Source organism: Streptomyces sp. NPDC050263 (genome assembly GCF_040655955.1).
Lineage (GTDB): Bacteria > Actinomycetota > Actinomycetes > Streptomycetales > Streptomycetaceae > Streptomyces.
In genome coordinates this window covers 1-12,359 of record NZ_JBFAKW010000116.1, presented here as the reverse complement: position 1 = coordinate 12,359, position 12,359 = coordinate 1, and the positions used below count along the sequence as shown (strand labels likewise).

Annotated in this window: 11 protein-coding genes and 1 tRNA gene; 5 read left to right on the top strand and 7 right to left on the bottom strand. The window is 69.8% G+C overall.

Annotation, left to right across the window (positions count from 1 at the left end; genetic code table 11):
* Nucleotides 1–7: 7 nt before the first annotated feature.
* Entirely contained in the window at nt 8–319 is a 312-nt protein-coding gene (locus AB0J04_RS35780) for a hypothetical protein (protein ID WP_363172779.1), read from the bottom strand.
* 104 nt (nt 320–423) lie between these two features.
* Here AB0J04_RS35780 and AB0J04_RS35775 point away from each other — a divergent pair, with 104 nt between their 5' ends.
* Complete coding sequence (locus AB0J04_RS35775) at nt 424–651, top strand: DUF4287 domain-containing protein (RefSeq protein ID WP_020128488.1); 228 nt, start codon at nt 424–426, stop codon at nt 649–651.
* A 129-nt stretch (nt 652–780) separates the two neighbouring features.
* Here the strand turns inward: AB0J04_RS35775 and AB0J04_RS35770 are convergent, their stop codons facing one another.
* The gene (locus AB0J04_RS35770) at nt 781–951 is read right to left on the bottom strand and encodes a hypothetical protein (RefSeq protein WP_363172778.1); all 171 of its coding nucleotides are present in this window, start codon (nt 949–951) and stop codon (nt 781–783) included.
* A gap of 3 nt (nt 952–954) precedes the next feature.
* Between AB0J04_RS35770 and AB0J04_RS35765 the strand changes: the two genes are divergently transcribed.
* A complete protein-coding gene (locus AB0J04_RS35765) occupies nt 955–1,764 on the top strand; it encodes an AfsR/SARP family transcriptional regulator (RefSeq protein WP_363172777.1) in 810 nt (269 codons plus the stop codon).
* On the opposite strand, the gene AB0J04_RS35760 is transcribed toward AB0J04_RS35765, so the two are convergent.
* The 3 genes from AB0J04_RS35760 to AB0J04_RS35750 form a co-directional block, all read right to left on the bottom strand.
* Nucleotides 1,719–2,612 carry a Bax inhibitor-1/YccA family protein gene (locus tag AB0J04_RS35760; protein ID WP_363172776.1) on the bottom strand — a complete coding sequence of 298 codons (894 nt, stop codon included), beginning with the start codon at nt 2,610–2,612 and terminating at the stop codon, nt 1,719–1,721. The genes AB0J04_RS35765 and AB0J04_RS35760 overlap by 46 nt on opposite strands.
* Before the next feature lie 211 nt (nt 2,613–2,823).
* Entirely contained in the window at nt 2,824–3,999 is a 1,176-nt protein-coding gene (locus tag AB0J04_RS35755; RefSeq protein WP_363172775.1) for a 4-hydroxybenzoate 3-monooxygenase, read from the bottom strand.
* A 148-nt stretch (nt 4,000–4,147) separates the two neighbouring features.
* Nucleotides 4,148–4,231: transfer RNA gene (locus AB0J04_RS35750), tRNA-Leu, on the bottom strand.
* A 422-nt stretch (nt 4,232–4,653) separates the two neighbouring features.
* Here AB0J04_RS35750 and AB0J04_RS35745 point away from each other — a divergent pair.
* Entirely contained in the window at nt 4,654–5,424 is a 771-nt protein-coding gene (locus AB0J04_RS35745; RefSeq protein ID WP_363172774.1) for an ABC transporter ATP-binding protein, read from the top strand.
* Between the two features lie 51 nt (nt 5,425–5,475).
* A complete protein-coding gene (locus AB0J04_RS35740; protein ID WP_363172773.1) occupies nt 5,476–8,004 on the top strand; it encodes an ABC transporter permease in 2,529 nt (842 codons plus the stop codon).
* Between the two features lie 93 nt (nt 8,005–8,097).
* Here the strand turns inward: AB0J04_RS35740 and AB0J04_RS35735 are convergent, their stop codons facing one another.
* Nucleotides 8,098–9,387 carry a cyclopropane-fatty-acyl-phospholipid synthase family protein gene (locus AB0J04_RS35735; RefSeq protein WP_363172772.1) on the bottom strand — a complete coding sequence of 430 codons (1,290 nt, stop codon included), beginning with the start codon at nt 9,385–9,387 and terminating at the stop codon, nt 8,098–8,100.
* Between the two features lie 245 nt (nt 9,388–9,632).
* Nucleotides 9,633–11,027: an NAD(P)/FAD-dependent oxidoreductase gene (locus AB0J04_RS35730; RefSeq protein ID WP_363172771.1), complete on the bottom strand. Its 1,395-nt coding sequence runs from the start codon at nt 11,025–11,027 to the stop codon at nt 9,633–9,635.
* A gap of 588 nt (nt 11,028–11,615) precedes the next feature.
* Here AB0J04_RS35730 and AB0J04_RS35725 point away from each other — a divergent pair.
* Complete coding sequence (locus AB0J04_RS35725; RefSeq protein ID WP_363172770.1) at nt 11,616–12,263, top strand: hypothetical protein; 648 nt, start codon at nt 11,616–11,618, stop codon at nt 12,261–12,263.
* The last annotated feature ends 96 nt before the right edge of the window (nt 12,264–12,359 follow it).

The following is a 12,359-nucleotide window of genomic DNA, read 5'->3' as shown; positions in this document are numbered from 1 at the left end:
CACCGAGTCACACCGCCGCACGCTTCTGCGCCTGCGCCACCAATTCCAGAGCCTCTGCCAGCTGGCCCTCGTCCGTGAGCACGAGGGCCAAGTCGTGCACGGCGACCGTGATCTGGTCCGCGGCGGCGAACATGCCCGCGTCCGGCATCTCCCGGGGCTCCCGCGACGGGTCCTCGATCCGCTGCGCCCGGCGCACCAACTCCCGGGCCAGTTCGAGGGCCTCAGCCGCGCCGCCGCGCTGGAGCCGACTCTGCGGAGCGGCCCGCAACCGGTCGGCGAAGTGATCCACGGCTTGGGTGAGAGGCGTCGTATCAACCACGCCGCGAGACTACGCGTCGCACCCGGACTGTTGCCAACGGGCGAACACTCAGGCACCGTGACCTGAAGGACCGGCCTACATCCCCTTTGCTACCGGAGGCGCCGATGTCCCATGTCCTCTCCGAGGAGACCCACCGCAACATACTGGCCCGTATCCCACACTGCACCGGTCGTGAAGTCGCCGACTGGCTGCGCACCGTCGACGAAGGCCCCGCTCTCCGCTTCGAGGAGAAGGTCAGCTGGCTGCGCGCCGAGCACAACCTCGCGTACGGCCACGCCAAGGCGATCATCCATGAGTACGACCTGAGGAGGGCCGCGCGCAAGCTGCTCTGACACAGCGGCTTCTTCGATCCGCCCGCCGCTCCGGGGGAGCGCCGCCGTGACAGCGGCACCGCGCACACACACGTGGGATCCGTCCCGGGATGTCCGGGAGGGATCCCACGTGGCGTGAACGGCGGGGGATCAGGCGACGCCGGTCCGCCAGGCGCTGCACGGGTCCGGCAGGTACGGCGTGTCGTTGCAGGCGCGGAAGATCACGGTGCGCCCCTCGCCGAAGTTGTGGTCGAACTTTTTGCAGTTGCCCGACCCGCTGTCGATCTGATGGCGCCAGGACCGGCTCGCGCCGGTTCTCACGTCATGAAACTGCGCGCCGTCCTGGGGAATGATCGCCGATGGATCTCCCACAGCCCCGCCGTCGGTTACCGCATGGAGGTCGGCGACGACGAGATCGACGCCGCCCTCTTCGAGCAGCTGATGGGTGAGGGACGGCGCCAGCTGGCCCTCGGTCACGCCTCGACGTCCGTACGGACCCTGCGGTCGGCGCTGGCCCTGTGGCGGGGCAGCGAGGCACTGGCCGACGTCCGGTCGGTCATCGAGCTGGAGGCGGAGGCCACCCGCCTGGGCGAACTGCGCCTTCAGGCGGCGGAGCTGGCGATCGAGGCGAGCCTGTGGGACGGCGCCGCGTACGAGGTGCTGCCGGAGCTGCTCGGCCTGGTGATCGTCCACCCCCTGCGGGAACGCCTCGTGACCCTGTTGCTGCCGGCCCTGGCGGCGGCCGGACGCCGAGTGGAAGCGGCGGACGCCTATCTGCGGACCCGGGAGCGTTTCATCGATCAGATCGGCATCGAGCCCTCGGCGGAGCTCTGCCGGATCCATCAGGGTGTGCTGCGCGGCGACGGCTGGCCCGACCTGTTGCGCCTGCGGGCGACCGCACCGGACCGGCCCGGGGCGGCGGCTCCCACGGCTTACGCGGCGAGCCTCAGCTTCGCTTCCTGCCCCAGGGCGGCGCAGCCGGAGCACCCCGGCTGCGCCGCCCTGGCACGGAAAGGGCCCCGGGATCGGAATCCCGGGGCCCTCCTCGCTGTCGTGCTCCGGCGACGTGCCGCCGGTCGCTCGGCGACTCAGTCGCTGTTCAGGATCGACAGGAGTCGCAGGAACTCCATGTAGATCCACACCAGCGTCATCGTGAGGCCGAAGGCGGCGAGCCAGGCCTCCTCGCGCGGGGCGCCGTAGGCCACGCCGTCCTCGACCTGCTTGAAGTCCAGGGCGAGGAAGCACGCGCCGAGCAGGATGCCGATGACACCGAACACGATGCCGAGCGGACCGCTGCGGAAGCCGAGGCCGTCACCGCCGCCGAAGACCGTGAACAGCAGGTTCACGACCATCAGCAGGACGAAGCCGAGCGCGGCCGCCATCACGAAGCCGTAGAAGCGGCGGTTGACGCGGATCCAGCCCGCCTTGTAGGCCACGAGGACACCGGCGAAGACCGCCATGGTGCCCAGCACGGCCTGCGCGACGACGCCGTCCCCGATGTAGGTGGACACCGCGCTGGAGATCACGCCGAGGAAGACGCCCTCGAAGGCGGCGTACGACAGGATCAGCGCGGGGGCCGGGCGACGCTTGAACGACTGGACCATGGCCAGCACGAACGCGATCAGACCGGCGCCGACGGCGATGCCGTACGACTTGTTGATGTTGTTCGCGTCGACCGGCAGCAGCAGCCAGGACAGCACCGCCGTGAGGACCACGGTGCCGAGCGTGGTCGCGGTCCGCGCGACGACGTCGTCCATGGTCATCCGGCCGGTGGTGGCCGGGGCCTGCGGCGGGGCGCCCTGCTGCAGGCCCTGCTGGGCGTAGGGGTTCTGCGCGTACGGGTTGCCGACCGGCTGGGCGTACGGGTTGCCCTGCTGCGTGCCGACTGCGGGTCCCCCGGCCTGCGGCGCGGCGTTGAAGCCCGCGTAGCCGTTGTCGCGGCTGAACCCCCGTCGCGAGAAGACCGGGTTTCTGCTCTCCATTTCGCTCCTCCGTGGCCACACTGCGCGGCCTTGGGCTCAAGGGTAATAGGTAGGCAAAGGATTGACCCTAGTGCTTGAGGAGGATCTTTCCCCCTTGCTGCTGCGCAACACGCTACGCGGCGACGTGATTCCCCACACGAGAGGGGTTCATTCATGACCGAGCCGGAACACGGCCGGAACCGCACAGTGATCGAACAGCCGTCCCGTTCGATCACCCGAACGGGAACCCGGTGTACCCCTCTGCCAGATCGGTCTCGGCGGCACGGGAGGAGGCGATCCGCTCCAGGCGGGCGAGCTGCAGGCGGCTCTCGAAGGGGGTGGCGTCGGGGGCGGGGTGCAGGAGGGTCGTCATGTCGTAGGAGAACCGCTCGGCCTGCCACACGCGCCGCAGACAGGTCTCGGAGTAGGCGTCGAGGAGCTCGGCCGAGCCCGTCTCCCGCCGGTGCGTCAGCGCCCGGGCGAAGGTGACGACGTCCCCGACGGCGAGGTTCAGCCCCTTGGCGCCCGTCGGCGGCACGATGTGGGCGGCGTCACCCGCGAGGAAGAGCCGGCCGTGCCGCATCGGCTCGTGGACGTAGGAGCGCATCGGGGTGACCGACTTCTGGGTGATCCGCCCGCGCTCCAGCCGCCAGTCGTCGTCCGTCTCGAAGCGGCGCTCCAGCTCGTCCCAGATCTCGTCGTCGGCCCAGGCCTCGGCGTCGGTGCCGTCGGGCACCTGGAGATAGAGCCGGGAGACGGACGGGGAGCGCATCGACAGCAGCGCGAAGCCGCGGTCGTGGCGGGCGTAGACGAGCTCGTCGTGCGAGGGCGGCACGTCGGCGAGGATGCCGAGCCAGCCGAAGGGGTACGTCCGCTCGAAGACGCGGGTCAGCTCGGCCGGGACCGCCTTCCGCGAGACCCCCCAGAAGCCGTCGCAGCCGACGACGTAGTCGCACTCCAGGACGTCCTCGACGCCCCCGTGGCGGAAGCGGACGCGCGGGCGGTCGGTGTCGGCGTCCTCGACGGCCAGGGCCTCCGCCTCGAAGAGCAGCGGGCCGCCCTCCTTCAGCTGGAGGGCGATGAGGTCCTTGCACACCTCCGTCTGGGCGTAGACCATCACCGACCGGCCGCCGGTGAGGTCGGGGAAGTCGACGCGGTGGCGCTTCCTGTCGTACCGCAGCTCGATGCCGTCGTGGCGCAGCCCCTCGCGGTCCATGCGCCCCCCGGCGCCGGCCGCGCGCAGCACGTCCACCGTGCCCTGCTCCAGGATCCCGGCGCGCTGCCGCTGCTCGACGTAGGCCCGGTCGCGGCTCTCCAGCACGACGGAGTCGATACCGGCGTCGTGGAGCAGACGGGCGAGGAGGAGGCCGGCGGGGCCGGCGCCGACGATGCCGACAGTGGTGCGCATCGGGCGTTCCCTTCAGACGTTGTTCGCACAGTGACCTTGTTCGCACAGTGAAGTTTCCTTCACTGCCTTCGGACGCGAGTGTGCGCCCGCACTCAGTCGGTGTCAACGCCTCGATGAGGGATGCGGGCGATCGCCGAGAAGTCGGAAGTGCCCAGAGCCGGACTTGAACCGGCACGCCCGCGAAGGGGCAGCGAGGTTTAAGCTCGCCGTGTCTGCATTCCACCATCTGGGCAGGCCGATGGGCTCCGCTTGAGCTTCCGACCCTATCGGGATCCGTCCCTCGAACAGCAGAACAGCAGACCGATGTTGTCTTATTTTATTGACGCCTGAGGGTGCATCAGCACCTGGAACTAGCCATCTGCACTTGCCAGTAGCCTGGCGCGCGGCAACCGCTTGCGTATGCGGAATGACGGAATTTCACCGTACGAACGAGGGTGCTCCACCGGTTCTTGACGAATCGTCTCTCAGGGGTCGGGGTCATCCCCAGGTATGACAGGGCGGCACTCCGTCCGCCTCGAGTCTGCCTTCAGAACCGGAACAGCGACTGACTACACGGCGTCCGACGGCCGGGACGATGGTTCACGTCTCCAAGAGACACACAGCCCTGAGCACATCGCCGTCAGCACACCGCCGTCCCGACAGGAGCACGTTTCCGTGACGACCACCCCGCTCGCCGACCGGACCACCGCCGTGGCCGCACGTGCCACGGACCTGTCTAAGATCTACGGACAGGGCGAGACCCAGGTGGTCGCCCTCGACCGGGTCTCGGTCGACTTCAAGCAGGCCGAGTTCACCGCGATCATGGGCCCCTCCGGCTCAGGCAAGTCCACCCTGATGCACTGCGTCGCCGGACTCGACAGCTTCTCCTCCGGCTCGGTGCGCATCGGCGACACCGAGCTCGGCTCGCTGAAGGACCGGCAGCTCACCAAGTTGCGCCGGGACAAGATCGGCTTCATCTTCCAGGCGTTCAACCTGCTGCCGACGCTCACGGCGATCGAGAACATCACGCTCCCGATGGACATCGCGGGCCGGAAGCCGGACAAACAGTGGCTGGAAAACGTCATCCGGATGGTGGGGCTCGCCGACCGGCTCGGCCACCGGCCCTCGCAGCTCTCCGGAGGTCAGCAGCAGCGCGTGGCCGTCGCCCGCGCCCTGGCCTCCCGGCCGGACATCATCTTCGGCGACGAGCCGACCGGAAACCTCGACTCGCGCTCGGGCGCCGAGGTGCTGGGCTTCCTGCGCAACTCCGTGCGGGAGCTGGGCCAGACGGTGGTCATGGTGACCCACGACCCGGTGGCGGCGGCGTACGCGGACCGGGTGGTGTTCCTCGCGGACGGCCGGATCGTCGACGAGGTGTACGGCCCCACGGCCGACTCGGTCCTCGACCGGATGAAGCAGTTCGACGCCAAGGGCCGCACCAGCTGACCCCCGACACGAATCGCTGCAGGACTTCGATTCAGGACTGAGAAAAAACACATGTTCCGTACCGCCTTGCGCAATGTGCTCGCGCACAAGGCCCGGCTCCTGATGACCGTGCTCGCCGTGATGCTCGGCGTGGCCTTCGTGTCGGGGACCCTGGTCTTCACCAACACCCTCTCGGGCGCCCTCCAGAACAGCTCCGCCAAGGGCTTCGACCACGTCGACGTCGCCGTCACCGCCGGGTACCAGCCGGACGTCGGCGATCGCGTCGTCAAGACTCCCGAGCTGACCCAGTCCATGGTGGAGCAGAGCGCGAAGGTCCCGGGCGCCGCGTCCGCGATCGGCGTGGTCAGCGGCTTCACCGCCATCGCCGACAAGGACGGCAAGCTCATCGGCGGCGGCTTCCAGTCGCAGGGCGGCAACTACTGGGGCGAGAAGGACGCCCGGTACCCGCTCGTCTCCGGGCACGCGCCGCGCGGCACGGGCGAGGTCGTCATCGACGCGAAGACGGCCGAGCGGGGCGGGTACAAGGTCGGCGACACCGTGCGGCTCTCCGTCGACGGCCCCGTCCTCACCCCGAAGATCACCGGCGTCTTCACCACGGACGACGGCAACGTCGCCGCGGGCGGCAGCCTCGCCCTGTTCGACACGCCGACCGCGCAGACCCTGTTCGGCAAGGTCGGCACGTACGACGAGATCGACGTGCAGGCCGCGGCCGGCACCTCGCAGAGCGCGCTGCGGTCCGCGTTGGACGCCGCGCTGCCGAAGGGCAAGGTCGCGACCGTCACCGGCAAGCAGCTCGCCGACGAACAGGCGGTGACGATCGCCGCCTCGATGAGCGGGCTGAAGTCGGGGCTGCTGGTCTTCGCCGGCATCGCGCTGTTCGTCGGCACCTTCATCATCGCCAACACCTTCACCATGCTGGTCGCCCAGCGCACCAAGGAGCTCGCGCTGATGCGGGCCGTCGGCGCCTCGCGGCGGCAGGTCACGCGGTCGGTGCTGATCGAGGCGTTCGTCGTCGGCACGGTCGCCGGGGTGACCGGGCTGGTCGCCGGCATCGGGATCGGCGCGGGACTGCGCTCGCTGCTGGGGACGCTGGGGGCGACCGTCCCCGACGGTCCGCTCGTCGTGTCGTCCGGCACGGTCGCCGCCGCCCTGGTCGTCGGCGTCGTCATCACCATGCTGGCGGCCTGGCTGCCCGGACGCCGGGCCGCGAAGATCCCGCCGGTCGCCGCGATGAGCAGCGTGCACGCCGCCGCGACGACCAAGTCGCTGGTGCTGCGCAACACGCTGGGCGCGCTGTTCTCCGGGGCGGGCATCGCCGTGGTCCTGGCCGCGACGACGATGGACGGCTCCGACGGCCAGGAGCCCATGGGCGTCGGCGCGGTCCTGCTCATCATCGGCGTGTTCATCCTGACCCCGCTGCTGTCCCGCCCGCTGATCGCGGCCTCCGCGCCCGTTCTGCGGATCTTCGGGGTGTCCGGCAAGCTGGCCCGGCAGAACTCGGTGCGCAACCCGCGCCGCACGGCGGCCACGGCCTCCGCGCTGATGATCGGCCTGACCCTGATCACCGGTATGACGGTGATGGCGGGCAGCCTCCAGCAGGCCATCGACAAGATGGCGTCCTCCGCGATCAAGGCCGACTACATCGTGTCGATGGCGAACGGCAGCGAGCTCTCCGCGGACATCGACGAGAAGCTGAAGGTCACCGGCGGGGTGACCGCCACCAGCCCGATGCGCAACGGGCCCGCCCGCATCGACGGCACGACCGAGTACCTCACCGGCGTCACCGGCTCCACCATCGGCGAGCTGACGGACCTCAAGGTCGACGACGGCGCCTTCAAGGTGGCCGGCTCGCAGGTCGTCGTCGACGACGCCCTCGCCAAGGCCCACGGCTGGAAGGCCGGTTCGACGTTCACGGCGAACTACGAGGACGGCAAGAAGCAGCAGCTGACGGTCTCCGGCGTCTACACGGGCAACGAGCTGATCGAGGGCATCCTCATCGACAACTCGGCCCTCACCCCGCACCTGGCGGACCCGGCCGACATGCAGGTCATGGTCAAGACGTCCGGCGGCGCCTCGGACGGCACGAAGGACCGGCTGGAGAAGGCCCTGGGCGCGAACCCTGCCATCAAGGTGCAGAGCAAGCAGGACCTCTCCAACGAGATCGCCAAGATGTTCACCCTGCTGCTGAACATGCTCTACGGGCTGCTCGCGATGGCCGTGATCGTCGCCGTCCTCGGTGTCATCAACACCCTCGCGATGTCCGTCTTCGAGCGCTCCCAGGAGATCGGCATGCTGCGGGCCATCGGCCTGGACCGGCGTTCGGTCAAACGGATGATCCGTCTGGAGTCGCTGGTGATCTCGCTCTTCGGCGGGGTGCTCGGCATCGGCCTGGGCGTGTTCTTCGGCTGGGCGGCCGGTGAGCTGATCGGCACCAAGATGGCCACGTACGAACTCGTCCTGCCCTGGGGCCGGATGCTGCTCTTCCTGGCGCTCGCCGCCGCGGTGGGCATCCTGGCGGCCCTGTGGCCGGCCCGGCGCGCGTCCCGTCTGAACATGCTGGCGGCGATCAAGTCGGAGTAGCCACGGATCGGTCGGGGCCCCGTCGCACGCTGCGGCGGGGCCCCTTCACTTGTGCCGTTCCGTCAGTTCCGGTGCGGTCAGTTCCAGGTGCGGTCAGTTCCAGGTGCGGGAGCGCAGGGGCATCGTGGAGTCGCCCGACTCCGGGGTGCGGACCGCCAGGACCTGGTTGACGCCGATGCGGTTGTGTTCGAAGGCGAGGGCGGAGGCGGCCATGTAGAGCCGCCAGACCCGGGCGCGGCCGGGGCCGGCGAGCTGGACGGCCCGCCGCCAGTCGGCCTCCAGGCGGGCGACCCAGCGGCGCAGGGTCAGGGCGTAGTGCTCCCGGATCGACTCGACGTCACGGACCTCGAAGCCGGCCCGTTCCAGGTGGCTGACCGTGGTGCCCACAGGGGCGAGTTCGCCGTCCGGGAAGACGTAGGCGTCGATGAACGAGTCCAGGTCGTACGCGGACTCGTCGTGGTGCGGACGGCGGGCGATCTGGTGGTTGAGCAGCCGGCCGCCCGGCTTCAGGAGCGCGAACAGGACCTGCGCGTACTCCAGGTACTTCGCGGAGCCGACGTGTTCGGCCATGCCGATGGAGGCGATCGCGTCGTAGGGCTCGTCGGTGACGTCCCGGTAGTCCTGGACGCGGATCTCGATCTTGTCGGTGAGCCCGGCTTCGGCGACGCGCTTGCGGGCGTACGCCGCCTGCTCCTGGGAGAGGGTGATCCCGACGACGTCCGCGCCGTGCTCGCGGGCCGCGTGGATCGCCAGGGAGCCCCAGCCGCAGCCGACGTCCAGCAGCCGGCGTCCGGGGGCCAGGTCCAGTTTGCGGCAGACGAGTTCGAGCTTGTCGCGCTGGGCGAGTTCGAGGGTGCCGTCCGCGGACTCCCAGTAGGCGCACGAGTAGACCATGGACGGGCCGAGGACGAGTTCGTAAAAGTCGTTGCCGACGTCGTAGTGGTGGCTGATGGCGCGCCGGTCGGTGCGGCGGGTGTGGAGATGGCCGTGGCGCCGGACCTCCTCGCGGGGTGGTGCGGGCGGCAACGGGGGTCCGGCGAGCTTCAGCAGTCCCCGGACAGCCGCCCGGACCTCTGGGTCGCGCACCGCCTGGGCGAGCGTACGAGCGTCCTCCCCGCGCTCCCAGACGAGGCCGGAGACGAGGTCGAGGGCCGCGTACAGGTCCCCCTCGATCTCCAGGTCGCCGGCCACCCAGGCACGGGCGAGTCCCAGTTCGCCGGGCTTGAAGAGGAACCGGCGCAGGCCTCTTCGGTTGCGTACGACCAGGGTCGGCGCGTCGGGCGGACCGGCCTGCGAACCGTCCCAGGCGCGGACGCGCACCGGGAGCGGGGCTCCCAGCAACTGTTCGACGAGGGCATGGAGCCGCGGCGCGGCGTCAGCCATGATGCACACCTCCGTGATGGTGATCCCGGAATGTCCTGTCACCACACGTAAACACGGAAGGCCACGGAGTCCAGTCCCGCGCGCCCGTCACGACACGGCAAAATACATGCACACAACACGCGTCGCCCTGGGCCCGCCGACGCCGAAGGGCCCGCCGACGCCGAAGGGGCCGCCCGCACCACGGATGGCGGGAGGCCCCTTCGGGGGTGTTCAGCTGTTCAGCAGGGTGCTTCAGCGACCGCGGGTCAAGAAGCCTTGGCCTTCTCGGTCTCGGTCTTCTCGGCGGCCGGCTTCGCGGCGACCGGCGCCGGCTTGGCGGCCTCGTAGAACTCCTCGCGCGGGGACTCCAGCGCACCCAGCGCCACGACCTCGCGCTTGAGGAACATACCGAGCGTCCAGTCGGCGAGGACGCGGATCTTGCGGTTCCACGTCGGCATGGCCATGCCGTGGTAGCCACGGTGCATGTACCACGCCAGCCGGCCCTTGACCTTGATCTTCACCTTGCCCATGACGATCATGGCGACGCCCTTGTGGAGGCCGAGGCCCGCCACCGCGCCCTTGTTGGCGTGCTCGTAGTCCTTCTGCGGGAAGCCCCGCATACCGGAGATCACGTTGTCGCCGAGGACCTTGGCCTGCCGGAGCGCGTGCTGCGCGTTCGGCGGGCACCAGGCGTTCTCGACGCCGGCCTTGCGGGCGGCGACGTCGGGGACCTGGGCGTTGTCGCCGGCGGCCCAGATGTAGTCGGTGCCCTGGACCTGGAGGGTGGGGGCGGTGTCGACGTGACCACGCGGGCCCAGCGGCAGGCCGTAGCGGCTCAGGACCGGGTTCGGCTTGACGCCGGCCGTCCAGACGAGCGTGTTGGAGTCGACCTCGAGGCCGTTCTTCAGCACGACGTGGCCGTCGACGCACGAGTCCATCGAGGTGGAGAGGTAGATCTCCACACCGCGGCTCTCCAGGTGCTCCTTGCCGTACTGGCCGAGCTTGGGGCCGACCTCGGGAAGGATCTTGTCGGCGGCGTCGACGAGGATGAAGCGCATGTCCTCGCGGGACACCGTCTTGTAGTACTTGGCCGCGTCGCGGGCCAGGTCCTCGACCTCACCGATGGTCTCCGCACCGGCGAAGCCGCCGCCGATGAAGACGAAGGTGAGCGCCTTGCGGCGGATCTCCTCGTCGGTCGTGGAGTCGGCCTTGTCGAGCTGCTCGAGGACGTGGTTGCGCAGGCCGATGGCCTCCTCGACGCCCTTCATTCCGATGCCCTGCTCGGCGAGGCCGGGGATCGGGAAGGTGCGCGAGACCGCGCCGAGCGCGATCACCAGGTAGTCGAAGGGCAGCTCGTACGCCTCGCCGACCAGCGGGGCGATCGTGGCGACCTTGCGGTCCTGGTCGATGGTGGTGACCCGGCCGGTGAGGACCTCCGCCTTGGGCAGCACGCGTCGCAGCGGGACGACGACATGGCGCGGGGAGATGTTGCCGGCGGCGGTTTCGGGGAGGAAGGGCTGGTAGGTCATGTACGACCGGGGGTCGACGACCGTGACGGTCGCCTCGCCGTAGCGCATCTTCTTGAGAATGCGCCGAGCTGCGTACAGGCCTACGTACCCACCGCCTACTACGAGGATCCTGGGACGCTCCGTGGTGCTCATGCCATCGAGTATCCACCCGCTCCAGGGGGGTCGCTCGTGCGCCCCTTCACAAGCTTCCCGAGGGTGTGTGCTATCCTCCGCGGCTCGCGTGATCCACGTCATGGTGCGGAACGGGAACCGGTGTGCAGGGCATGGCGTTGTCAATGCCGCGTGAGCTGCCTCTCCGGGTTCGAAAGGCCCCCGTGAGGGCCCCGCGACGCACCTCCCCAGGACCCCCGCGATACGTCCGCGCGCGCCTCTTTTGAACACGTTCACACGGGTGTCGGGGCCCCGGAAGGGTCAACAGGAACGCCTACGTCCTCCGACAGGACCGAATTCCTTGTGAAGAACTTCACGAACTTTCCCGACGGGGTGTTGTGGAGAACCGTTTCGGGCCTTCACGACGACCCTTCCGGCACGCTCAAACGTCATTCGACCTGCTCAGCAGAGTGGCCCCGCCCAAGGGGAAGCAAGGCGGAACCGAGGCCGAGACCCCGGCTCACGCCTCGACCCACGCCCCGGCCCGGCCCGGGTTTCGCCGACGCCCGGCGCGGTGACAACAGCAGTACGAAACGAGCGCGCAGGTACGACAGTGGGGGGCTGGGTACCGTGGCCGAGGATCGAGCCGACGCGGGCACGCGCGACGGGGGCTGGTTCGCGAGAGGCAACCAGGCGGCGTGGATCGGCGCCGTGGGCGTCCTGCTCGCCGCCCTGGTCGGCGTCGGAGTGCCCCTCCTGCTCTCTTCCGGGGACGACGACGGAGGCGGGGCCGCCGCGCCCACCACGCCGACGACGCCCTCCGCCGAGGCCCCCGGATCGACGCCGCCCCCGGCCTCCCCGTCCTCGTCCGCGCCGCCCCCGACGGCCACGCCGACTCCCGCCCCGTCCTCGGCGGGAAGCGAGCGCTGGCACGGCACGCTGGTGTTCGACTCGCAGAGCAAGGAACTGGACGGCGAACAGCCCGTCACCCGCAAGTACCAGGCGGGCGACCTTGAGATCAGGGGCTGGCGCGACTACTCGATCAGAGGCCTGGGGTCCACCGTGCTCTCGCTCTGGCCGGCCGACGCCGCCCTGCCCGGCTACCAGGACTGCGCGAACACCGTCGACGCGGAGGGAGTCGACGGCCATCCGCTCACCGAGGGCATGGTGGTGTGCGTGCGCACCAGCGAGGGGAACGTCGCCCGCCTCAGGCTGGTCTCGCTCCCCGCCGAGGGCTCCAAGGCCACGTTCGACGCCGTCATCTGGGCCGCGGAGTGATGCCTAGGGGGCTTCTGATGGATCTCCGTGGGAGAAGGAGCGGCGTTCGGTGCGTGCTCTCGGTGTGCCGGGCGAGAGTCCTCGTAGCGGAGCTAC

What these genes read in the sequence shown, in the direction of transcription:
- AB0J04_RS35760 (WP_363172776.1), bottom strand. Translation starts at nt 2,612, where the DNA reads ATGGAGAGCAGAAACCCGGTCTTCTCGCGACGGGGGTTCAGCCGCGAC.
- AB0J04_RS35775 (WP_020128488.1), top strand. Translation starts at nt 424, where the DNA reads ATGTCCCATGTCCTCTCCGAGGAGACCCACCGCAACATACTGGCCCGT.
- AB0J04_RS35755 (WP_363172775.1), bottom strand. Translation starts at nt 3,999, where the DNA reads ATGCGCACCACTGTCGGCATCGTCGGCGCCGGCCCCGCCGGCCTCCTC.
- AB0J04_RS35735 (WP_363172772.1), bottom strand. Translation starts at nt 9,387, where the DNA reads ATGGCTGACGCCGCGCCGCGGCTCCATGCCCTCGTCGAACAGTTGCTG.
- AB0J04_RS35730 (WP_363172771.1), bottom strand. Translation starts at nt 11,027, where the DNA reads ATGAGCACCACGGAGCGTCCCAGGATCCTCGTAGTAGGCGGTGGGTAC.
- AB0J04_RS35765 (WP_363172777.1), top strand. Translation starts at nt 955, where the DNA reads ATGAAACTGCGCGCCGTCCTGGGGAATGATCGCCGATGGATCTCCCAC.
- AB0J04_RS35740 (WP_363172773.1), top strand. Translation starts at nt 5,476, where the DNA reads ATGTTCCGTACCGCCTTGCGCAATGTGCTCGCGCACAAGGCCCGGCTC.